The 22,832-nt window shown below is 64.8% G+C and carries 21 protein-coding genes and 1 pseudogene; 18 read left to right on the top strand and 4 right to left on the bottom strand.

The window, feature by feature from the left end; all coding sequences use genetic code 11:
- Positions 1-75: 75 nt before the first annotated feature.
- Positions 76-219: pseudogene (locus WS91_RS35685) on the bottom strand (IS3 family transposase); the annotation flags it as partial.
- Positions 220-909: 690 nt separating this feature from the next.
- Between WS91_RS35685 and WS91_RS09130 the strand changes: the two are divergent.
- Positions 910-1,650, top strand: coding sequence for a hypothetical protein (locus WS91_RS09130; RefSeq protein ID WP_059670150.1), 741 nt, complete (start codon positions 910-912; stop codon positions 1,648-1,650).
- A gap of 655 nt (positions 1,651-2,305) precedes the next feature.
- Here WS91_RS09130 and WS91_RS09135 read toward each other — a convergent pair.
- Positions 2,306-2,755 carry a hypothetical protein gene (locus tag WS91_RS09135; protein WP_100185324.1) on the bottom strand — a complete coding sequence of 150 codons (450 nt, stop codon included), beginning with the start codon at positions 2,753-2,755 and terminating at the stop codon, positions 2,306-2,308.
- Between the two features lie 934 nt (positions 2,756-3,689).
- On the opposite strand from WS91_RS09135, the gene WS91_RS09140 reads away from it, so the two are divergent.
- From WS91_RS09140 to WS91_RS09195, 12 genes are all read left to right on the top strand, one after another.
- Positions 3,690-3,872, top strand: coding sequence for a Flp family type IVb pilin (locus WS91_RS09140; protein WP_038747161.1), 183 nt, complete (start codon positions 3,690-3,692; stop codon positions 3,870-3,872).
- Positions 3,873-3,958: 86 nt separating this feature from the next.
- Positions 3,959-4,438 carry a prepilin peptidase gene (locus WS91_RS09145; protein ID WP_059584235.1) on the top strand — a complete coding sequence of 160 codons (480 nt, stop codon included), beginning with the start codon at positions 3,959-3,961 and terminating at the stop codon, positions 4,436-4,438.
- 18 nt (positions 4,439-4,456) lie between these two features.
- A complete protein-coding gene (gene cpaB / locus WS91_RS09150) occupies positions 4,457-5,449 on the top strand; it encodes a Flp pilus assembly protein CpaB (RefSeq protein WP_059584238.1) in 993 nt (330 codons plus the stop codon).
- A gap of 48 nt (positions 5,450-5,497) precedes the next feature.
- The gene (locus tag WS91_RS09155; protein ID WP_038747019.1) at positions 5,498-6,874 is read left to right on the top strand and encodes a type II and III secretion system protein family protein; all 1,377 of its coding nucleotides are present in this window, start codon (positions 5,498-5,500) and stop codon (positions 6,872-6,874) included.
- 16 nt (positions 6,875-6,890) lie between these two features.
- Positions 6,891-7,268, top strand: coding sequence for a CpaD family pilus assembly lipoprotein (locus WS91_RS09160; protein ID WP_038747022.1), 378 nt, complete (start codon positions 6,891-6,893; stop codon positions 7,266-7,268).
- A gap of 27 nt (positions 7,269-7,295) precedes the next feature.
- Positions 7,296-8,510: an AAA family ATPase gene (locus WS91_RS09165; RefSeq protein WP_038747025.1), complete on the top strand. Its 1,215-nt coding sequence runs from the start codon at positions 7,296-7,298 to the stop codon at positions 8,508-8,510.
- Positions 8,507-9,880: a CpaF family protein gene (locus tag WS91_RS09170; protein WP_059670190.1), complete on the top strand. Its 1,374-nt coding sequence runs from the start codon at positions 8,507-8,509 to the stop codon at positions 9,878-9,880. The genes WS91_RS09165 and WS91_RS09170 overlap by 4 nt, the downstream gene beginning before the upstream one ends.
- A complete protein-coding gene (locus tag WS91_RS09175) occupies positions 9,877-10,851 on the top strand; it encodes a type II secretion system F family protein (protein WP_059584244.1) in 975 nt (324 codons plus the stop codon). Before WS91_RS09170 ends, WS91_RS09175 begins: the two co-directional genes overlap by 4 nt.
- Entirely contained in the window at positions 10,848-11,810 is a 963-nt protein-coding gene (locus WS91_RS09180) for a type II secretion system F family protein (RefSeq protein WP_081989503.1), read from the top strand. Before WS91_RS09175 ends, WS91_RS09180 begins: the two co-directional genes overlap by 4 nt.
- Complete coding sequence (locus WS91_RS09185; RefSeq protein WP_038747030.1) at positions 11,807-12,661, top strand: tetratricopeptide repeat protein; 855 nt, start codon at positions 11,807-11,809, stop codon at positions 12,659-12,661. The genes WS91_RS09180 and WS91_RS09185 overlap by 4 nt, the downstream gene beginning before the upstream one ends.
- Complete coding sequence (locus WS91_RS09190) at positions 12,658-13,086, top strand: TadE/TadG family type IV pilus assembly protein (protein WP_059584247.1); 429 nt, start codon at positions 12,658-12,660, stop codon at positions 13,084-13,086. Before WS91_RS09185 ends, WS91_RS09190 begins: the two co-directional genes overlap by 4 nt.
- 62 nt (positions 13,087-13,148) lie before the next feature.
- Entirely contained in the window at positions 13,149-14,162 is a 1,014-nt protein-coding gene (locus WS91_RS09195; protein ID WP_059670152.1) for a pilus assembly protein TadG-related protein, read from the top strand.
- Here the strand turns inward: WS91_RS09195 and WS91_RS09200 are convergent.
- The gene (locus tag WS91_RS09200) at positions 14,135-15,367 is read right to left on the bottom strand and encodes a glycosyltransferase family 87 protein (protein WP_231752007.1); all 1,233 of its coding nucleotides are present in this window, start codon (positions 15,365-15,367) and stop codon (positions 14,135-14,137) included. The genes WS91_RS09195 and WS91_RS09200 overlap by 28 nt on opposite strands.
- Before the next feature lie 36 nt (positions 15,368-15,403).
- Positions 15,404-16,498, bottom strand: a complete 1,095-nt coding sequence (locus WS91_RS09205) for a glycosyltransferase family 2 protein (RefSeq protein WP_038747039.1) — start codon at positions 16,496-16,498, stop codon at positions 15,404-15,406.
- Positions 16,499-16,894: 396 nt separating this feature from the next.
- Between WS91_RS09205 and WS91_RS32660 the strand changes: the two genes are divergently transcribed.
- The 5 genes from WS91_RS32660 to WS91_RS09225 all read left to right on the top strand — a co-directional run bounded on the left by WS91_RS32660 (position 16,895) and on the right by WS91_RS09225 (position 22,744).
- Complete coding sequence (locus WS91_RS32660; RefSeq protein WP_197422228.1) at positions 16,895-17,275, top strand: GtrA family protein; 381 nt, start codon at positions 16,895-16,897, stop codon at positions 17,273-17,275.
- A gap of 646 nt (positions 17,276-17,921) precedes the next feature.
- Positions 17,922-18,935 carry a sulfate ABC transporter substrate-binding protein gene (locus WS91_RS09210; RefSeq protein ID WP_038747042.1) on the top strand — a complete coding sequence of 338 codons (1,014 nt, stop codon included), beginning with the start codon at positions 17,922-17,924 and terminating at the stop codon, positions 18,933-18,935.
- A gap of 524 nt (positions 18,936-19,459) precedes the next feature.
- Positions 19,460-21,157: a S10 family serine carboxypeptidase-like protein gene (locus tag WS91_RS09215; RefSeq protein WP_059584256.1), complete on the top strand. Its 1,698-nt coding sequence runs from the start codon at positions 19,460-19,462 to the stop codon at positions 21,155-21,157.
- Positions 21,158-21,224: 67 nt separating this feature from the next.
- On the top strand, positions 21,225-21,629 hold the full coding sequence (locus tag WS91_RS09220; RefSeq protein WP_038747047.1) for a hypothetical protein: 405 nt from the start codon (positions 21,225-21,227) through the stop codon (positions 21,627-21,629).
- 98 nt (positions 21,630-21,727) lie between these two features.
- The gene (locus WS91_RS09225) at positions 21,728-22,744 is read left to right on the top strand and encodes an ion channel (protein ID WP_059584261.1); all 1,017 of its coding nucleotides are present in this window, start codon (positions 21,728-21,730) and stop codon (positions 22,742-22,744) included.
- The last annotated feature ends 88 nt before the right edge of the window (positions 22,745-22,832 follow it).

The raw sequence follows: 22,832 nt of genomic DNA on the forward strand, positions 1-22,832 counted from the left end.
GGACGCAAAGCAACACAAGCAACCTTCATCGCCGCTCCAACTACCGGACAAGGTGCAATGTGAAACCTACTCCTTGCTCGGCGGCGAACGGACCGGCGTGGTCAGCGGTTCAAGGCCCAGTTCCCGAGCGAAGCTGCGTGTGCGGTGGTCGATGTAGGCCGAACCGTTGTCCGACAGCCATTCGATGGGCTGCGCGGCCTGCGTGGTGCCGAAGCGCAGTGGCTCGGACGTCGCCTGCCGATCGCGCGGAATATTCCGTTTCAGTTCGCCGTTGGGTGTCAGGACCGTCTTGGGGCTGATGCCGTTGCGGTGGTTGAGTCCTCTCGCGTTCCGGCCGATGGGCTGACGCGAGGAGGGTTGCATCATGTCCACCGGCATCTTGCCTGCCGCGCGGTCCCTTCCTCGCCTGCGGGCTTCGCTTGATCGGACGGTTTGCAACCGTCCAGCCCGCTCGCCAGCCCGTATGGCGCGCGGTGTCGTCCGTTTCACGGCGCGCGAAAATCGTGTGTTTTGATGCACTGTGGGGCGGATTCATGCGCCTCAAATTGCGGTGACCGATTTCTCGGCAGATCGTACCTTCGGCTAGCCAATCAGCGGTCTTGATTTTGTCCACCATGCGCATCGTGTCGTAACTCAGCGGATCGGCGCTCGTCGCGACAGAGGCCGACGAAAACGACAATCGAACCGTGGAGAAAGACGACGGCGCAAGCGATGCATGGCCGCATGAACAAACAATTTCGCTATCGGTTGCGAATTCATGTGCAATCCGCGGCGAACCCGGATGGGTTCGCCGCGTTTAATCACGAAATTCGAGCACAAAATCAAAACGACGACGGGGAGGCAATCCGATGTTTACCCGTTTGATGGCGTGCGGTAGCATTAATATGCCGTCCAGCTTCGGGAGAAATCATGGACCGGAAACAGTGCATCTCCCTCATTGAGAGCGGCTGTATTATTAGTGCCATAATCAATGACGGACAAACGATCTCAGGCATTGTCCACAGCCTGGATCAGGAAAGCAGGACGATAACGGTCAGGCGCGGCCATGATAAATATTGCGATATATTCGTCGATAAAATAATGGCGATCAGCGTCAGGCCGCGCCCCGCAGACGTCGACAATTTCAAGATCGAGATCGACTCGCTTCATGATGAAAAATTGATCGAGCGCGTGAGGCGAGAGTTCTTGACGCCGTGGCAGCGCACGATTACCCCGCTGCATTTTCGGTTCTTGTATGGAAAATCAGGCGCAAACCAAGCGACCAGGACGAAAATAGATCGCTGGATAGACGCCGTTCGAACCCTCCAGGCTGCGCTTAGAATAAAAGACGATGAAATCATTCGGCAGATAGCACTATATGTCTATTCGATCAAACACGATGGCCACGTGCAGAGCGAAAAATTTCCCCGGGAGTCGATCGAGGAGAAACTGATGGCGATTCCCATTGGAGAACAGGTAACGCTATACGGGGATTTTAGAGATTCAATTAATTATAATATCGAGCAGGGCCGGCTATTGGAAATTGACATGGATAAACGATTGGTCCGGCTGCATAGTGCGATTGATGATCTGGATTTCGACATTGATCTCGATGCGATATTTGCAATTGAAGCGGACCGGCTCGCAGCCGATATTGCGGCATCGCACTAGATGCGCTGTCGCATCTCCCCATGATTGTTCGTCCGAAATATCGCCGGATTGGCGGGAAGCTGCGCAAGCGCCGAGGCCGAACGACAGACAGCAGACAGCAGACGACAGGCGCTCCGCAACCGCAGCGGACGATCTTCAAGCGGTCGAATAACGAGCCTGCCGCTTTCCGCGAAGCTGTCGCCGGCCGCCCGAGGTCAAACGCTGCGCGAACGCGGTCGCATTTTTCGGCGAGCGCAGCAGAACCCGGACGGCACCGCGCATGAGCGCCGAAAGGCGAGGTGCGAGGGGCCGCGCCCGCGTGACGAGGCCGGCCGAGCGGATGAAAATTCGGCTGCTCTTCTTGCTTGATGATCACCTGCATAGGCGCGCGTTCGGCACGGTCATGACGAGGGCGATATGGATCGCGCTGCCGCCGCCGCCAATAACGGCCGCACTGTCGCCGCGGACGACAGCACCTCGATACGCGGGCCAAGCCAAGCACATCGACGTCGCGAGCAACGCAACATGACGCGTCGTCGCGCGACCCGCGCGAAGCGTGTTGTCGCTTGATCCGCGACCCATTCCCGGTGCGGATGAACTTTGCGTAGTCAATGCGCTCGCGTCGTCGCCCGGCGAATGCGGGTGGTGCCGCGCAGCAAGCCGCGCGCGTTTCAGCTCATCGGAAGCGGACGGCATGGCGCGTGCCTTGATCGGAAGGATTCCGCGCCAAGCCGTTATCGCCGTGCGGCCGAATGCCGAAACTGACGGTTGCACCCTTGTTTCGCTCGCGCGTGCACGCGGCCGCCGCTCGCGCGATCGAGACGCCATGCCGGACATGCGCGATCCGTCGGCCATCGACATATTTGGCAATGCGCTTGTCGAAATATCTCGCGGCATGGCCTTTCTCTGACGTGGCGCGTTCGAATCGAAATCGGCATTCAAACAGTTTCGGCGGCCGTCGCCACGGGTTGCCCGCAGCCGGCGAGCGCGTGATCGTGGCAACTGCGATGCAGATGACGAAAAAGCCGGCCATCCACGGCCGCCACGCCCGGGCGCTGCATGCGTTGGCGGTGGGGGCGGCGTCGCTGCCGTGCGGCAACCGGGCGGTGAGCCGCACGTTCGACATCGCGAGACGGCACCTCCGATCCATGCGGCACGCACGGCCGGGTGATCCGATGGCCATCGCCGAAAACGCGCGATGCGTGAACGGCCCGGCGCGAAGCCGAACGCGCCGAGCGCGAGATCGCATGGCGGCGGCTCGCCCAATAACGGAACGCAGCGCCGAGCCGCGTTCGTGACGAAGCGATCCAAACGCGTCGCGGCGGCGATTGCCGTCTGATGGAATCGGTTGCTTTCGAAGGTTTGAAGGAAATTGACTGGAAAAGCATCGCCGATGGGCGATGGGAACATCCGACGGCGCCGTCAAACTCAGGAACCGAAAGGCGAGCGCCCAATAAGCATATCGCTCACGAAATCCACAAGACGGAAAGATGGAATTAAAAATTTCCCCTTGTCATTCAATTCGTTTTCAGGTCGATCCGGACGGATGGATTTATTTATAAATAAGTGGTTATTTGCTTCGGCTCGCGGCATTCGCCGGCAGAGAAATTCATTTTCTCTCGCGAGCGGCGCGGAGATGCCGGGTCGGGGCGCGCGATACGCTTGCGGATGCGAAGAGAGGCGCATCGCGCATCGCTATCAAACGGGGCTCAATGAACGCCGGCGCCGCGCAAGGTACAGAGCAAGTTGCGCTACAAAAAGGCGATTAATTTTAAATTCCGGCTCAAACATGAATATTTTGCAAATCCGGCTTCAGCGTCATATATAAATATTGGTGGCGCGATATCCATCCGTTAATTCGCGAGGGAGTTTTCGGGTTCGGTCGATTGTGATTTGGTGAAAAATGCAAATTATTCTTGCATGAATGATCGTGCCGCAGAATGCGAAGCGCGTTTTCGCACTTTTCGTGCCATTGATGTGCCGGGCCGCCTCCGGGGTGACGGTGGCGCAGTTCTCTTCGCCAAAGGATCGATGTCCGATCGCGTGAGATGGAGGTTCTGATGATTCGCTACTTCAAATCCCTGATGCATGACGAACGGGGTGTGAGCGCACTCGAGTACGTCGTCCTCGGCGGCATCGTCGTTGTCGCGCTCGCGGCGGTGGGCACCATTCTGAGCAGCACGTCCACCGGGCTTCCGAACGTCTTTTCGACTTTGCTTGCGAAAGTCACGGGCCTGATCTAAATCCTTTTTTCGCGTGTTGCCGGGGACGACACGGATTCGGCGAGGTCGGACGCCCTGTCGCGGCGCGCGAACGGACGGCGCTCTTTATGGCCAGCTATGTACAGGCGGCAGCTACGCTAATTCTGGCGCTGCTCGCGGCGCAGGACATTTGCGTTCGGCGTTTAGCCAACGGCGCGGTGCTCGCGCTCGCGACGCTTTACTTCGCGGACGCGGCGCTCATTCGCGACAGCTCCGCGTCGGTGGCGAGCCACGCCGCCATCGCGGCGGTGATGTTGGCGCTGTTCGGGGCATTGCGACATCTCGGCTGGATCGGCGGAGGCGACGTCAAGCTGGCGGCGGCGATATTCCTCTGGGCGGGACCGGCGTTGGTGTTCCCCGTGATGCTGATCGTCGGGGCGGGCGGGCTGCTGCTCGGCTTCGCGATCGCCGCCGCCGTTGCGTGGCGGCGCGGGGCGACGGCATCGCCATGCATCTCGGCGCGCGGCGTGCCGTACGGCGTTGCGCTCGCATTGGGCGGCGCCTTTGCGATATGGGCGCCGGTGGCGAATAGCGCTTCCATCAATTAGCGTCGCGTGCCCGTCGTCATGCCAAAGTCAATCAGAATGGCCGCGCTCCTCATCGCCGCAGGTATCGGCGCCTTCGTGCTGCGCGGACTGTATGTGGCCGCATCGGTTCAGAAGGCGGCCGAGCCGGCGCCGCTCGAGCGCGTGCGCGTCGCGGCGGCCGATTTGCCCGAGGGGCTCTTGCTGCGCGACAACGACCTTGCCTGGCAAAGCATGCCGCGCACCCAGATTCCGGCCGGCGCGTTCGTCGAGACGCAACCCGGCGCCGATCTCAAAGGCGCGTTGCTGCGCAGCCGGGTCAGTGCAGGTACGCCGCTTCGCGTCGACAACGTCATACCGGCAGGCGCGCCCGATTTTCTCGCCGCCGCGCTCAAGCCGGGCATGCGTGCGATCTCGGTCCCGATCGACGACGTCTCCGGCAACGCCGGCCTGATCCAGCCGGGTGACTACGTGGACGTGCTCCTGACCCAGCAGATCGGAGGCAACGCCGCGGCGTCCGTTCCGCTCGAGCGCGCGATCGAGTCGGAAACGGTCGTCACCCGCATCCGCGTGCTCGCGGTGGGTTCCGAGTTCCAGCGGCCGAAGGCGTCCAACGCGGCCGAGTCGACCGCGCGGGCGCGAACGGTGACGCTCGAAGTCAGTCCGCGCACGGCGCAGGTGGTATCGGTCGCGACGCGTCTCGGCGCGTTGTCGCTCGCGCTGCGCAGCTTCGCGACGAGCGACCGCCGTCATCCGGCGGGCGGCGAGGAGATGGAGTCCGATACGCCGCCCGTCTGGGCGGGCGACGTGTCGCGCGCGTTTCGCGATTCGGCGCGCTCGCAGGCTTCGTCGCGAGACTTCGCCCGGCAGCAGTTGCCGTTGCAGTCGGTGGTCATCTATCGCGGTTCGAGCATCGCCGACAGCGCGCCGGCCGGAAATACCGGCACGCCCGGCTTGCCGCCGCTGCCGCCGGGATTGGCGAGCAGCGGCGGGGTGGCCGAGGGGGCGACGCCGCCTCGGGCGACGACGCAGTGACCGTTTGGATTTCACTCAATCGCCGTTCGGCTTCTGACGGGGACACGAATGTTGCGCATAGTCCGCTCGCTCGCTTGCTGCTGTCGGCTGGGAATCGCCGGATTCGGGATCGCGTGCGCGCTCGGCGCGTTCGCGCAGGATTCGGGTTCGACGCTGATCGTCGCGAGCGGCAAGGGCGAGATGCTGTCGCTGCCGGAGCCGGCCGTCGCGATGTTCGTCGCGGACCCGGCCATCGCCGACGTTCAGGTGCCGACGCCGCGCACCGTGTTCGTGCTCGGCAAGAAGGCCGGCACCACGACGCTGATCGCGCTCGGCGCGAACAACCGGACGATCCTGCGCAAGACGATCGTGGTCCAGGTCGATACGCAATCGCTGCAGCGCGTGCTCGACACCCGGTTCCCGCAACTGGGCGTGACCGTGACCGGCGCGCCCGGGTCGCTGATGGTGAGCGGCCGCGTACCCAGCGCGGCGGACGCGGACGCCGTGATGCAATCGCTCACGCCCTACCTGCGCGACAAGGAGAAAATCGTCAACAGGCTGACCCTGTCCCGGCCCGTTCAGGTGAACTTGCGGGTGAGGGTGACGGAGGTCGATCGCAACATCACGCAGCAGCTCGGCATCAACTGGAGCTCGCTCGGCAACGTCGGCAATTTCGTCGGCGGCCTGTTTAACGGGCGCACGCTGTTCGACCCGACGACCAACCAGTTCAATCTTTCGCCGACGGGCGCGTTCTCCGTTCGCGGCGGTTTCCATACGTCGCGATGGTCGATCGACGTCGTGCTCGACGCGCTCGATCAGGAAGGGCTGATCACGATGCTTGCCGAGCCCAACCTCACCGCGATGTCCGGCGAGACGGCGAGCTTTCTCGCCGGCGGCGAGATACCGATTCCCATCGCGCAAAACAACACGGGCGCGATCACGATCGAATTCAAGCCGTTCGGCGTGTCGCTCGACTTCACGCCGACCGTCCTGGCCGACAACCGGATCAGCTTGAAGGTGCGGCCGGAAGTCAGCGAGATCGATCCGGCGAACAGCGTGACGACGGGCGGCGTCCGGGTGCCGGCGCTCACCGTGCGGCGCGTCGAGACGACGGTCGAGCTGTCGAGCGGGCAGAGCTTCGCGATCGGCGGCCTGTTGCAGAGCGAGACGAGCGACATCGTCTCTCAACTGCCGGGGCTCGGGCGCTTGCCCGTGATCGGCCGGCTGTTTTCGTCGAAGAGTTTTCAGGACAACAAATCCGAGGTCGTCGTGATCGTCACGCCGTACATCGTTCAGCCGGCCGGCCCCGGCCAGCTCGAGCACGCGATCGACAGCGTCACGCGGCCGAGCAGCGATCTCGAGTTCGCGCTCCAGCGCAATCTGGGGCTGGATTTGTTGACGGGCGACACGCCGCGGCTCGTCGGCGCGGCGGGCTTTGTCTATTGACTGTCGGGAGGCCACGATGCGCGTTCGAACGATCGCCTTCGCGCTGACGCCGCTGGCGCTGGCGAGCTGTCTGTCGGCGCCGCCGCCGCTCGATCTGCCGGATGCGTCGGCGATCGGCTTCGACGGCGTGCGCGCGGTGCCGCCCGACTGCGGCCGGTTGGCGGAGCCGTCGCATTTCGTCGACGCGGGATACCGGCGGCCGAGCGTCGCGTTCGGATGCGCGACGTACAGGAATCTTGCCGCGATGCTGGCGCGGCCCGAGGATCTCGTCGCGCCCGTGCCCTACGCCGGCGCGGACGCGGCGTTCGCGGCCGACGCCGTTCGCCGGTTCATGGAGGACCGCGTGAAGCAGCCCACGTCCGCAAGATCGAACACGACGACGATTGCTCACTGACTCCGATCGAATGCCGATCCCACGCACATGAAAGTCCTGGAACGTCGCCCCTTCAAACGCACCGCCGCCGCGAGGACGGTGGACTTCGTCGCAGTCGTGTCCGATCCGGGAAGCGAGGATGTCATCCGCCGCTTCGCGCAGGATCTGGCCATCACGCGGATGCATCTGCAGATCGGGCAATTCGACGATGCGATCAGGCTGCTGCAGCAGAGCGAACGCTCGCCGCGCCAACTCGTCGTCGACATATCGGATTGCGCGATGCCCGTTTCCGATCTGATGCGCCTGGCGAAGATGTGCGATCCGTCGGTTCGCGTCGTGGCGATCGGCACGCGAAACGACGTCGGCTTGTTTCGCAATCTGCTCGGGATCGGCGTGCACGATTATCTCGTCAAGCCGATCACGGTCGAACTGTTGCGGCGCGCGCTGACGACCGACGAGGCCATCGCGCAGGTCCGCACCGGCAAGACGGTCAGCTTCGTCGGCGCGCGCGGCGGCGTGGGCACGACCACGATCGCGGTTTGCCTCGCCCGCTGCCTGTCGGACGAGAAGCTGCGCCGGGTCGCCTATGTCGATCTGAACCTGCACGGCGGCGCGGCCAATTCGCTGCTCGGCCTCAGCAGCAACAACGGGCTGACCGAGCTGCTGCAAATGGAGCAACGTCCCGATGAAGCGTTCATCGAGCGCATGTCCGTCGCGAAGGGCGACCGGCTGAGCATTTTGTCAGCCGAGCTGCCGTACGCAGCGGCTGCGCCGGTGCGCGCGGGCGCCATCGCGGATCTCGTCGACACGCTGAAGGGCAAGTACCACTACGTGCTGCTCGACGTTCCGGTTCAGGCTAGCGAGCTGATCGAGGACGCGCTGCTCGCGTCGGATCTCGTCTACATCGTCGCGGATCGCTCGGTTCACGCCGCGTACGAATGCGCCCGCCTCGTGCGCTTCGCGCAGCAACTGCCCGGCGAGCGGAGCGTGTCGGTACTCCTGAACAATCCGCTCGAACCGGTGGCCGGCCGCGTTCAGCCCGCCGAATTCGCGCAGGCGTTCGAACGGATCAACGTGCGCGAGCTGCCGCACGAACCTCAGACGCTCGCTGTCGCGGAGAATCTCGCCGAACCCGTCGGCGATGCGAAACGCGTCGGCTTCCTGCACGAAATCCGCCGGCTCGCGGACGGCATCACCGGCGAGCCGATGTCTGTCGCCGAGGCGTGGTATGCGCGGTTCGTGAAGTGGAGGAGAGGATCGTGACGTTCGGCACGCGAAATAGCGAACCCGCCCGGCCGAAGCCGCCCGAGAAGCCGGCTGCGGCGCAGCCCGCCGTTCGCGTTCCGGCGCCCGCCGCCGACAGCCACGAAGCGTTGATTCGATCCGGCAAGTTCGATGTGATCCGCTCGGCGGTGTTCGCGTCGATGAACATGTCCGCCGCGCTCATGAAGACGCGCGACGAGGTGCGCGCGGGAATCGAACAGGTCGCCGCGCATACGGCCGAGCGCGAGCAACTGAAAATCACCGCGGGCGAACAGGTGCTGATCGTCGACGCGATCCTGAACGACATGTTCGGCGTCGGGCCGATCGAGCCGCTGCTCGCGGACGACGCCGTCACCGACATTCTGGTGAACGGCCCCGATCAGGTCTACGTCGAGCGCAGCGGACGCCTCGAGCTCACGTCGCTGAAGTTTCGCGACGATGCGCACGTCATCGGCGTCGCGCAGCGGATCGCGGCCGCCGTGGGCCGGCGGGTCGACGAAAGCAGCCCGATGGTCGATGCGCGGCTCGCCGACGGCAGCCGGGTCAATGTCGTGCTGCCGCCCATTGCGATGCGCGGCCCGTCGATTTCGATCCGCAAGTTCGCGAAGCGCGACATCACGCTCGCGCGCATGGCGCAGCAGGGCAACCTCTCGCCGACGATGCTCCAGGCGCTGAAGCTCGCATGCGCATGCCGGCTGAACGTCGTCATTTCAGGCGGCACCGGCTCGGGCAAGACGACGCTGCTCAACGCGATGTCGCAGCATATCGAGGAGCACGAGCGCATCGTGACCATCGAGGACGCCGCCGAGCTGCAACTGCTTCAGCCGCACGTGGTCAGCCTGGAAACGCGCCCGGAGAACACCGAGGGGCTGGGCGAGATTTCGCAAAGGGATCTCGTGCGCAACGCGCTGCGAATGCGGCCCGACCGAATCATTCTTGGCGAGATTCGCGGCCCGGAAGCGTTCGACGTGCTGCAAGCGATGAACACCGGCCACGATGGCTCGATGACGACGATCCACGCGAACTCCCCGCGCGACGCGATCAACCGGCTCGAGAGCATGGTCATGATGGCGAACGCCAATCTCCAGCTTCTGTCGATCCGCCGCCAGATCGTGAGCGCCGTGAATCTGATCATCCAGATCGAACGGATGCGCGACGGCGTGCGTCGCGTGACGAAAGTCACCGAGATCGTCGGCATGGAGGGGGAGGTGGTCATCACGCAGGACCTGTTCCTGTTTCGTCAGGATGCCGACACGTCGAGAGAGACGGTCAAGGGCGGTTTCGAAACGACGTCGCTGCGGCCGGCGTTTGCGGCGCGCGCCGCCTATTTCGGCCTCGAGGGTTCGTTGGACGAGGTCTTCCGATCATGACGGCGAATGTCTTTGCCGTCTGTGCATTCTTCGTGATCGTGGCGATCGGCCTGGCGCTGATGTCGCTGCGCGATCGCGTGCGCAATTCGCCGCAGCGCCTGATAAGCGAACGGCTTCATCGAATCGTGCCGGCCGATGCGGGCGGCGCGGCGCTCGCCCGGGCGGAATCCGGAACCGCGCTGCTCAACCTGGAACAGCGGCGCGGCAGGCTTAGATCGTGGCTTCAGCAATACGTCCAGCGCGTTCGTACCGTGGCCGGCAGCGGCGGCCTGCGCATCGTGGGCGCGAGCGCGGTGGCCGGCGTGATCGCCGCGGCGTCGGTCATCGCGTTCTTCGACCCGCCCGGCGCGATGCGTCCGTTCATTTATCTGGGGTTGCCGCTTCTTGCGGTGAGGCTCAGCTATCGCGCGTTGATCTCGCGGTTTCGCACCCGATTTCTGGAGGCCTTTCCCGATACGATCGATTTGATCGTGCGCTCGGCCCGCGCCGGCATTCCGGTCACGCAGGCGATCAGCACCGCGGGCGAGGCCGCGGCCGAGCCGGTGCGCTCGACGTTTCGCGTCATGGGAGACCGCCTGCGGCTGGGCGTGGAGCTGAAGGACGTGCTGAGCCAGGCGGCGGGGCGGCTCCTGATCGCGGACTTTTCGCTGTTCGCCGTGTACTTGCTGCTGCAGCGCGAGACAGGAGGAAGCCTCGGCGAAACCCTGGATGAGCTGTCGGCGATCATCCGCACCAGGCGGGACATTCGGCTGAAATCCCGGGCGTTGACCGCCGAAGGGCGCATCACGACCAACATCATTTCGGCGATGCCGTTCGTCATCATCGGCGTGCTCTACATCGTGAACCGGGCATACGTCGAACTGCTGTTCGAGACGGATGCGGGCCACACGATGCTGACGACGGCCGCCGTGATGCTCGCGATCGGGCTCGTGCTGATCCGGAAATTGTCGAAACTGGATACGTCAAGATGACAGCCTTTCCCGGCATCTCCGCGTGGTTCCTGCTCAGCCGCGGATTCGCGTTGCTGCTCGTGCTGGGCTGTGTCGCCGTCGCGCTCGCCGACCCGGGCGCGCGGACGCGCGCTAGGATCGCCGAGCGCGTGCGGCGCGCGACCGGGCAGGCGGGCGCGACGTCCGGAATGACGATGTTCCAGGCCGGGGATCTTCGTCAGGGGCTGTCGCGGCGGCTGGCGCAGCTCGGAGAGCGGTTGCCGGAATTCGATCCGATGCAGCGCGTGAAGCTCGGCCGCCAATTGACTCGGGCGGGTTTGCGCGATCGTCGCGCGGTGTCGTCGATGATCGGGATCAAGTTGTCGAGCGGCCTTCTATTCGCGGGCGCCGCGCTTCTCCTGAGCCCGTTCATCCCCCGCTTCGGCGCGTATGTCGTCATTCGTTTGCTGGCGATGACGGGCGCCTTCGTCGTCGGCCTGATCGTGCCGGAGTATGTCCTCGCCGCGCTGATCGCCCGCCGTCGCCGGAAGATTGCCGCGTGCCTGCCCGACGCGCTCGACCTGCTCGTCGTTTGCACGATGGCGGGCAACAGTCTCGTGACCAGCATCAAGCGCGTCGCGCTCGAACTGGTGCGCATCTGCCCGCCGCTTGCCGACGAATTGTCCGTTTGCGCGGACGAGATGACGATCGGGGAAGGCAGTGCCGTCGTGCTGGTCAACTTCGCCGCGCGAGTCGACCTTCCGTCCGCGCGATCCCTCGCCGCGACGCTGATTCAATCCCAGCAATACGGCACGCCGATCACGCAGGCATTGCGCACGCTGTCTCGGGCCGAACGGGCGGAGCAGCTCTTTGCGCTCGAAGAGAAAGCCGCGAAGCTCGCGCCGAAAATCACGCTGCCGATGATGGTGTTCATTCTGCCGACCGTTGCGTTGATCGCGGGCGGCCCCGCGGTGATACGCCTGCTCACGATATTCAAATGAGACATTCGATCTTGCAAACGGCCTGGCTTGCGATCGCCTTGCCGATCGTCTTTGCGGGATGCACGCAGCCGGGATTCCAACCGCGCCCGGCGCTGTCGCATCGGATCGACGATCCGGCGGCCGATCTGCGCATTGCGGACAGCGCGCTGTCCGGCGGCAACGTCGATCTTGCCGCCACGCTGTACGAAAAGGTGCTCGACGCGCATCCGGATTCGCTGGCGGCAAGGCTCGGCCTGGGCGACGTCTATTATCGATCCGGCAACCTGGAGCGTGCGCGAGTGCTGTATTCGCAGGCCGCCGAGCAGGCGCCGGCCCAGCTCGGCGCGCGGCTCGGCCTTGCCCGCGTCGCGCTGCGGCAGCGCCGTCTCGACGATGCGCTTCGCCTGTATCGCGCGTTGCTCGCCGAGCAACCGGGCAACCCGCTCGTGGCCGAAGGGCTCGGCACGGCGCTCGACATGGACGGGCGGCACGCGGACGCGCAGGCGGTCTATCGCAATGCATTGCTCGCGCATCCCGATGAGCAGGGGCTGCGCATCAATCTCGGGTTGTCGCTCGTGCTGAGCAACCGCTCGCGCGAAGGCGTGAACGTCCTGCTCGATGTCGCGGGCCTGCCGGACGCGCCTTGGCAGGCGCGGCAAAGCCTCGCGTTCGCGTACGGCGTTCTCGGCAACGCGGATTCGGCCAAGCGGATTCTGTCGTCCGAGCTTCCGCCTTCGGCCGTGGCCGACAACTTGCGCGTCTATCGGGCCGTGCGCGCGAAGTTCGCGTCGCGCGATCTGCCGGAAGCGCCGCCGTCGGCGAGCGATGTCCGGCCGGGCGCCGCGCATTCCGGGCCGAGGGCGAAAAAATGACGCGACGCGCGAGGTTCGCCGGAGGGCAGCGCGGCGTCGTCTCGCTCGAATTCGTTCTGATGCTTCCGTTTCTCTTGATGGTGCTCCTCGGCATCATCGACGTGAGCTTCGTTCTGTGCGACAAGGCGGTGATCACGAACGCGAGCCGCGAGGCGGCCCGCGCGGGCGTCGTGTTGCACGTGCCGCAGTTGACGAGCGCGCAGATCAGCAGCGTCGCGCTGGCGTACGCGCAGAACAGTCTCATCACCGGCGGCACGCCGAGCCCGCCCACGATCACCGTCAGTCAGCCGAGCGGGACGTCTTCGGGCAGTCCGTTGTCGGTGACGGTCAGCTATACCTATACCGGTCTCGTGCTGGGGTCCGCGTTCAGCGCACTGACGGGGCCCGTCACCATCACCGCCACGACCGTCATGAACTACGAATGAGGCGGCGCGTGCGACTCACCACACGTTCGAATCGACATGCGCCCGAGCGGCGGCGCGGCGGGATGACGGCGCGGCGACAGGGCGGATCGATCGCGCTGTTCTTTCTGATGTTCCTGATTCCGTTGCTGTCGTTCGGCGCGTTCGCAATAGACGTGGCGCGCGTGGCGGTGGTGCGCAACGAACTGCAGAACGCGGCGGATGCGGCGGCGCTGGCGGGCGCCGCGGCGTTGCTGCCGTCCGGCGGCACCAGCCCGAACTGGGCGCAGGCCGCATCGGCGGCGACCGGGGCGATATCGCTCAACGCGTCCGATGGCGTGAAGCTTTCGGCCGGCACGGTCAGCGCGGGCTACTGGAGCCTGACCGCCAGCCCGGCCAGCATGCAAGCGTCGACGATTACGCCCGGAACCTACGACGCGCCGGCCGTGCAGGTCACGATGACGCGCGCGACGGGCGTCAACGGCGGGGCGATTGCGTTGCTGCTGGGCGGCCTGCTCCGGATCGGCAGCGTGTCCGGCAGCGCGACCGCCGTGGCCGCGATCGCGGCGCCGGGGGCGGTCGCCGCGGGCGGGTTGTTTCCGATCGCGCTCGATCAATGCGTCTACAACCAATATTGGAATCTGGCGACCAATCAGCCGCTCGTCAATCCGTTGACGAACCTGCCGTACGAATTCATCGTGACGAACGGGCAGACATACGGCTCGTCATGCACGGCCGGTCAATGGACTTCATTTCAGTCGACCGCGAACGACGTGACGACGATGACGAACCTGATGACGACCGGCAACCCGGCGTCGCTTGCCATCGGCGACAGCATCTGGCTCGTCACCGGGGCAAAGACGGCGCTTTACAGCTCCGTCCCGGTCGGGACGACCGTGGTGCTGCCGGTCGTCACGCAGACATCCACCAAGAGCTATGTCGCGATCGTTGCATTTGCCGCCTTCCGTATCGACGCGTCCGTCGGCGGGAGCGGAAAGTACGTTCAGGGCCACTTCGTCGGCGGCGTCAAGCTGACTGGCGTCGCGACCGGCGTCGGGCCGTACTACGGCGTCTACGCGCCGCCGAGGCTCGCGTTTTGAGCCGTGATTCGCGTGCGGCGCAGGATGGCGAGAAGCATGAACAGCAGCACGATCGGGCCGATTTGCGGGAACTCGAGCCATGGATTCAGCATCTCGTACACCGGCAACAGCCAGGCGCAGATCGCGGCGGCCTGCTCGCCCGGCAACCACCCGTCGCGCAGGCCGAGCGTGACCACGCACGCAAGCGCGATGCCGAGCCAGGCCAGTTCGTAGTGCCACAGGTACGGATTCGAGATGAGCGTGGAGACGAACAGCGCTGCGCCTCTCAATCGCGTGTCGCGCGTGCGTCTCCACACGCTGCATGCCGCGGCGACGGCCACGACGGCAACCGATCCGTGCCACGCGTATGCGTAACTGAGCGGCACGTCGCTCAGGCGCAGCGCGGCGAACGGTGTCGGCGACACGAACCAGAACACGACGCCGTGCTCGAGGATCAGCGTTCGCGCGAGCTCCGCGTTGACGGCGAACAGGCGCACCGATTCGACGCCGCAAACCAGCACGGCGATCGCAGCCAACAGGATGGCGCTGACGGCGGCCGACGCGAGCGTGCGCCACGCGCGCACGGCGATCAGGACGAATGGGAACAGCAGCGCCATTTGCGGTTTTGCGCTGAGCAATCCGATGCAAATGCCCGCGTGGATGGGCTTCTTGTCGACCCAGTACACCGCGAGGGCGGCGCAAGCGGCCGTCAGGATGGCGTTCTGCCCGAAGATCGCCGTGACGAAGATGCACGGGGAGGCGACGAGCGGTACGCAGCCGAGACCCGGCGTGCGATGGATGCTCGCGGCGCCTGAAATGCGGCGTGCGGCAATGACATAGCCCAGTAGACTCGCGCCGATGAAGTACGGATAGGCGACGGAAAACGGGAGCAGCGCCAACGGCGTGACCATGAGCAGATACGTGGGCGGATACAGCCAGGCGATGAAATTCTCGCGTTGAAAATCCGAAAGCCGCGTCAGCACGAGGTCCGCGAGAAGATGAAGGTCGTACGCTTGCCAGGGCGAGCCGTGCAGCGCGAGGTACGACGCGGACCAGAACACGGCGAAGTCCGGGCCCGGCCGCACCACGTCGAACTCGGGGAAGCGGCGGTTGATGCCGGTCCAGGCGACGAAGAACAGCCCGTAAAGCGCGAGCGTCACGCTACTGTAGAGAACGATCCGCCGCTGCGTCAGCCACGCGTTCACGGGGGGGCGGCTCACGGGCATGCGCGGGCGCGGAACGTACATGATCCGGGCGGCGCGCTATTCGGTGAACTGGTGCGTGGGGACTGGGCGCGCCGAGCCGGGTGCGCCCGCCCGACGTCTTGCCGCGGCGGCGCGCTTGGCCGGCGAATCGATCCGCGCGGAAGGCGGATGCGCATGATCGTGCAGCACGAATGCCGCGCTATCGCGGCTTTCCGCGCGATACCGCTGCCTGATCAGATAGATCGGGCGTTGCTTCGATTCATGGTAAATGCGCCCGATGTACTCCCCGACGACGCCGATGCCGACCAACTCGATCCCGCTCATGAAAAGGATGATGGAAATGAGCGATGCATATCCCGGCACTGGATTTCCGAACAGAAGGGTGCGGAAGACGATGAACGCGCCGTACGCAAACGCGAATAATGCGATGGCGAGCCCGACGTAGGTCCAGCTGCGAAGCGGAATGGTGCTGAAGCTCGTGATGCCCTCGAGCGCGAAATTCCACAGCCGCCATCCGGAGAATTTCGAGCGGCCGGCCCGACGGGGCGCGCGCTGATATTCGATGATCACGGTCCGGAAGCCCACCCATGCGAACAGGCCTTTCATGAAACGCCGGCGCTCCGGCAGCCTTCGCAGCGCATCGATGACTTGCCGGTCCATCAGGCGGAAATCCCCGACGTTCGCCGGCATTTCGACTTCGGAAAGCGCGTTGTGCACGCGATAGTAGAGCGCCGATGCGATGCGCTGGGCGAACGAATCGCACGTCCTGTCGGTTCGCCGTGCCGCCACGACCTCGGCGCCGCGTCGCCAGTGATCGATCATTTGCGGAATCAGGCCGGGAGGATCTTGCAAGTCGGCGTCGATCGGAATGACGGCGGCGCCCGTCGCCTCGTCCATGCCGGCCGTCAGCGCGGCTTCCTTGCCGAAATGGCGCGTCAGATCGACGACGCGTATGCGCGAATCGCGGGAACTTGCGGCGATCAGCTTGTCGAGGGTGCCGTCGCTGCTGCCGTCGTTGACGCACACGATCTCGAAACGAGCCGAGTCAACCGAATCGAGAACCGGAATCGTCTCGGCGAAGAACAGGTCGACGGTGTCGTGTTCGTTGTAGAAAGGTACGACGAGCGAAATCAAAGGTTTTCTGCTTCGCATGAACGCGCTCCACTCGCCAATGTGGCGGAAGTTATAGCGCAGGCTGAAGCGCGCAGTTGAATAATGTAATTGGTTTTGATGAGTGGATTGTGCGTGCGATCATGGCGATAAAATGAATTAAATTCCTATCTTATAAATTGTAGGTCATTATCCGCGATGGAAAATGAATTTTGATTTTCCTGTTTGTCGGAGGGCCAATGAAGGCGTGGCCGTCGCGGGAGCGGCGCGCTGCATCGCCGAGGCGACGCAACGCGGGCGGCGCATGTCGAAGCGGCAATGCGCCGTGCGGATTGCGCCGTGACGCAGGAGCGGGCGCCGACGGGCCTGGCCGATTGCCGGCCGTTCGTCGCGGAACGCCGGTCCGATGGCCGGAAAACCGATGTGCGGAGAGCGCGAATGACGCAACGGCATACGCTTCGATTCGTGACTTATCTGGGCGTCGGCGTATCGGGAACCGCCGCGCAATATGTCATTTTATGGACACTGGTTTCGACTGCGATCGCGGCCCCGGTATTTGCGTCGGCGGCGGGAGCGGTGGTTGGCGCGCTATTGAATTATGTTCTCAATTATCACATTACGTTCAAGCGTTCCCGGCCCCATGATCAAGCGGTTCCACGCTTTTTCTCCGTGGTGTTCGCCGGCATCGTCATCAACGTCATGGCGATGTTCGCGCTGATATGCTTGCATGTCCCGTTCATGCCGGCTCAAGTCGTTGCGACCGGATGCGTGTTGGGAGCGACTTACCTCGCCAACTCCGCGTGGTCGTTCAAGCGGTAGTTTGCGAGCGACCCCTTTCGGCGGCGCCATACGAAGATTGATGATTTTTCTCGGGCGCAACCGGTGTCCGCCATGCGGCGAGATCGTGCTTTTCGTCGAAGCGTCGTCATGCGGTGCGGGCAAGCTACGCACGCGCGGAGTCCGTCGCGGAATACGTCGCGGAATACGTTGACCCCGTCGACGCATCGGCCGCGCCGCCGCCACGTGGCCGGTGCCGATGTCTCGCTGCGCTTTCACGATATCGGGACGAGCCGGTCAGCCGGCTCGCCGGCGATTTTGCCGGATCTCCAGGAACGGTTTCGCCGCTCGCCCCCGGATTTGCATTCGAATCGGAAGTGGGGCGCGCGGCGTGGCGGAGTATCGGCGAATCCCGGCCAACGCATTTCAGCAGCCGGAGCGAAGCGGCACTCCGCTCACCGCCTCGAACCTGCCGGACCGCCCGACCGCTCGACCGCTCGACCGCTCGACTGCCCGATCACTCGATCACTCGATCGCCGCCCGCCGAACGTTCAACCCCGCCAGAGCCAAATCAGCATTCGTGCATCGCTATCCACGACGGATTGGCTCGCGTCGCGACGATCGCCGCTAGAATCGTCGCTTGCGAAAACCTGACGAATCACCTCGAACCACCAGCGGAGCACCAACGATGAAGCACAACCAAGGGATCGGCCGCCGGCTCGCCGCCGGCATCGCAGCGGCGCTGCTCGCAACGGCCGCGCATGCCGACACGTCGCTGCTGAACGTGTCCTACGACGTCACGCGCGAACTGTACAAGGACATCAACGCGAGCTTCGCCGCCGCCTACAAGCAGAAGACGGGCGAGACGGTGTCGATCCGGCAATCGCACGGCGCGTCGAGCGCGCAGGCGCTGTCGGTGCTGCAGGGGCTGCAGGCCGACGTCGTGACGATGAACCAGCCGAACGATATCGATCTGCTCGCCGAGCGCGGCCAACTGCTGCCGAAGGATTGGCGCACGCGTTTGCCGAACAACAGCTCGCCGTACTCGACGACGATGGTGTTCCTCGTGCGCCACGGCAACCCGAAGGGGATCAAGGACTGGAGCGATCTCGCGAAGCCGGGCGTGCAGGTGATCATCGCGAATCCGAAGACGTCGGGCAACGGCCGCTATGCGTATCTCGCCGCATGGGGGTATCAGAAGCTGAAGGGCGCGACCGATCAGCAGGCGCTCGACTTCGAGAAGGCGATCTTCCGCAACGTGCCGGTGCTCGACTCCGGCGGCCGAGGCGCGACGACGACGTTCACGCAGCGCGGCATCGGCGACGTGCTCGTCACGTTCGAGAACGAGGTCGCGCTGATCGACACGGGCGCGGCGGGCGCGAGCTTCGACGCCGTCTATCCGTCGGCGAGCATTCTCGCGGAGCCGCCCGTGGCGATCGTCGACAAGGTCGTCGACAAGAAGGGCACGCGCCGCGCGGCGCAGGCGTATCTCGAGTACCTGTACTCGCCCGCCGCGCAGGAGATCGTCGCGCAGCACCATCTGCGCCCGCGCGACGCGAACGTGCTGAAGAAGCATGCGAGCGAGTTCAAGCCGCTCAAGACGTTCAGCGTCGAGCAGATCTTCGGCAACTGGGCGAACGCGCAGAAGACGCATTTCGCGGACGGCGGCACGTTCGACAAGATCATCGTCGATCGAAAGTAAGCGCCGGCCCGGCGGCGAAGCGAGCGCGCCGCCGGGCATCCGCGCGGGCCGTCGTCGCCGGGCGGCCGGGGCATGCTTCGCCGGCCGCGCGAACCTTACATTTTCCGTTCGCGGATTCACGGGCGTATTCCATCGAACCGGAATGCGCCCGTTTTCGTTTTCTTTATCCGATTCGGATGCCGAATTCATTCGCGATTTTCGGCATTTCCGGGTGTGTTCCGGCTTCACCCGATCGCGTTCCCGTCGCAATCCGCCGGTTTGTTGCGCGCGCAACAAATGTTCACATTATGGGCATCCTGTATGCACGCGGAACCTATCGAGCCGCGTAATTGCTTTCGGCGGCGAGGCAAAAGCGGCCGTATCACGTGCATTGTCGATCGATTAATGAATGGATAGGCCGGGTGGTTGACGCGCCATTTTTTCATTATTAGGATGCGCGGAAATTGAATAAATCAATTGAGACATTATCGAGGAAGGCATTGCACTGCAATACCTTACGTCTTTGAAATAAATAGAAAGCGAAAATGAATAAATCGATGGATGGAGGGAACGCCGGATCGGCGGGATGGCGCGGCCGGCTCTCGGCGGCGGCGGTTGTCGCGACGATGCTGGCCCTGGCAGGGTGCGGCGACGATCTGCAGAGCAGCACGACGCCCGCGCAGCTCAATCAGCCGTACACGGACACGGCCGCCTACTCGCCGAACGCGGGCGACGGGCTCGCCGCGTCGCAGGTGTCCGAACGCGCCGCGGTGATGAGCCACCAGTGGTCGTCGAACGGCGCGACGCTCGATTACCTGAGCACGACCGGGCATCTGACGGCCTACGATTCGAACGGCAACGCGGAAGCGACGATGTCGTATGTCGCGTACACCGTGCCGACGCAGGACGGCTCGCCGCGGCCCGTCACGTTCTTCTACAACGGCGGCCCCGGCTCGTCGTCGGTGTGGCTGCGGCTCGGCTCGTTCGCGCCGACGCGCGTCGCGACGCCCGATCCGCTGATGACGAACTGGCCGAATTTCCCGCTCGTCGACAATCCGGACAGCCTGATCGCGACCACCGACATGGTGTTCATCGATCCGCCCGGCACCGGCCTGTCGGAAGCCATCCAGCCGAACACGAACCAGACGTTCTGGGGCGCGGACGCCGACGTGAAGGTGATGCGCGATTTCATCCGCCGCTATCTGTCGGTCAACGGCCGCGGCGGATCGCCGATCTACCTGTACGGCGAATCGTACGGCACGCCGCGCACGGACATGCTCGCGCTCGCGCTCGAATCGGCGGGCGTGCAGCTGACTGGCATCGTGCTGCAGTCGTCGATCCTGAACTACATGGCGGCGAACGGGGATCAGGCGGTCGGCACCTTCCCGTCGTATGCGCAGGTGGCGGCGTATTACAACCTGGTGTCGCCGTCGCCGACGAATCTCGGCGCGTACGCGCAGCGCATTCAGGATTTCACGACCGCGCAATACACGCCGATCGTCCATTACGCGACGGCCTCGTCGCCCGTGTCGCCGGACGCCGCGACGCTCGCCGCCTGGTCGACGCAGACGAGCATGACGACGGCGTCGCTCGGCGCGTACTTCCAGTACTTCTACGACACCGAAGCCTCCCCCGGCCAGACGACGCTCGTGCCCGGCTATACGATCGGCCGCTACGACGGCCGCGTGTCGCTGCCGAACGGCGATTCGCGTCTCGCGAGCGACGACGATCCGTCCGACATCCTGATCTCGCAGCCGTTCACGAAGGCGCTCGCTTCGCAGATGCCGAACTATCTCGGCTACACGGCGCCGAACGCGACCTATCAGACGCTGAACCCGAACATCATCGGCGTGTGGAACTTCAGCCATGCGGGCCAGCCGTATCCGGACACGATCCCGGATCTGCTCGCCGCGCTGCAGCTCAATCCGAAGCTGAAGGTACTGTCGTCGAACGGCTACCATGACCTCGCGACGCCGTACTTCGAGACGGAAAAAGAGCTCGCGCGGCTGCAGACGGTGTCCGGCCTCAATCCGAACCTGCAGGTCACGTTCTATCAGGGCGGCCACATGATCTATCTCGACGACGTCGCGAGGCCGCAGATGAAGTCGGATCTCGTCGCGTTCTATCAGAACCAGCCGGTGGCGAACGCGCTGACGCTCGCGGCGCTGCCGCCCGCGTGGCCCGACGAAAGCCCGGCGAACACGCCGACGGCGAAGATCGCGCGGGCCGCCGCGGCCCGCTGAGATTGCGGCGAGCGGGCCGCGCGATGAGCGGCCCGCTCCGTTGAACCCCGATATTGCGAGTTACGTCATGTCCCATATTTTTCAGTTGCGACGCATCATTCCGGCGATCGCGTTCGCGGTTGCCGCGGCGTTCACGATCGGCGCATCCGCCGAGACCTTGCAGGCCGTTTCGTCCGCTGCGCCGCTGCACGGCGGCGTCGACGGCCCGTTCTTCCCGAAGGCCGCCTCCGCCGCGCCCGCGTCGGCTTCGGCGACGACGGGCGCGCAGTTGCAGCAGCAGGCGCAAAGCCGACTCGCCGCGAGCCTCGGCGCGAGCGGCGCGCTCGGCAACGGCGCGGCGCTCACGAAAGCGCAGGCGCAAGCGAGCGGCCTCGGCTACGTCGCGCAGCATTTCGACGAAATCGACACCGCGCACACCGGCAAGGTCACGCTCAAGCAGGTTCAGCAGTTCATCGAGCAACAGCGTCAGTGACGGACTGACGCGAGCGCGGCGCGCGGGCCCGGCCGCGCGACGAACGCATCGCAAGCGCCGCGTGCTACGCTCGCCGCACCGACTCCGGCGAGACTGCGATGAACGTCGATTCCTCTTCCCCGCACCCCCCCGATCCTTTCGCGGACGGCGGCGCCCGCGCGCGCAAGCCGCCGCGCGGCGGCCGCCGGATCTGGTCCGGCACGCGCGAGGTGATCGCGTACGGCATGCCGGCGTCCGTGTGGCGCGATCTCTATTACTGGGCGCTCAAGGTGAGCTGGCCCGTATTCTTCGCGACGCTCGCCGCGCTGTTCGTCGTCAACAACACGCTGTTCGCGCTGCTGTACCTGCTCGGCCGCACGCCGATCGCGAACCAGTCGCCGCCCGGCTTCATGGGCGCGTTCTTCTTCAGCGTCGAGACGCTCGCGACGGTCGGCTACGGCGACATGCATCCGCAGACCATCTACGCGCACGCGGTCGCGACGCTCGAGATCTTCGTCGGGATGTCGGGGATCGCGCTGTCGACAGGGCTCGTGTTCGCGCGCTTCGCGCGGCCGCGCTCGAAGATCATGTTCGCGCGCCACGCGATCGTGCGCTCGCTCAACGGACGGATGACGCTGATGGTGCGCGCGGCGAACGCGCGGCAGAACGTGATCGCCGAGGCGCGCGCGAAGATGCGGCTGATGCGGCGCGAGCATTCGTCGGAGGGATATTCGCTGATGAAGATCCACGATCTGAAGCTCGTGCGCAGCGAGCACCCGATCTTCCTGCTCGGCTGGAACATGATGCACGTGATCGACGAATCGAGCCCGCTGTTCGGCGAGACGCCGGAGTCGCTCGCGCAGCGCAGCGCGATGCTGCTCGTGATGATCGAAGGCTCCGACGAAACCACCGCGCAGGTGATGCAGGCGCGCCATGCGTGGGAGCACGGCGACATCCGCTGGCATTACCGCTACGTCGACCTGATGAGCGAGGTCGACGGCATGACGCACATCGACTACACGCGTTTCAACGACGTCGAGCCGGTCGAGCCGCAGCCGGCGGCCGACGGGGGCGATTCGCCCGACGGGCCCGACGCGAGCGGCCCGGCCGCCACGCCGAATCCGCCGCCCGCCTGAGGCGGCGCGCGGCCCATCCGGCGAGCCGAGCGGGCCGGGAGTGAAATCTCTCTCAAATTGCAAGCAAAGCTTCAGCAGTCTTTCGCTG

The organism is Burkholderia sp. MSMB1498 (genome assembly GCF_001526245.1).
Classification (GTDB): Bacteria; Pseudomonadota; Gammaproteobacteria; order Burkholderiales; family Burkholderiaceae; genus Burkholderia; species Burkholderia savannae.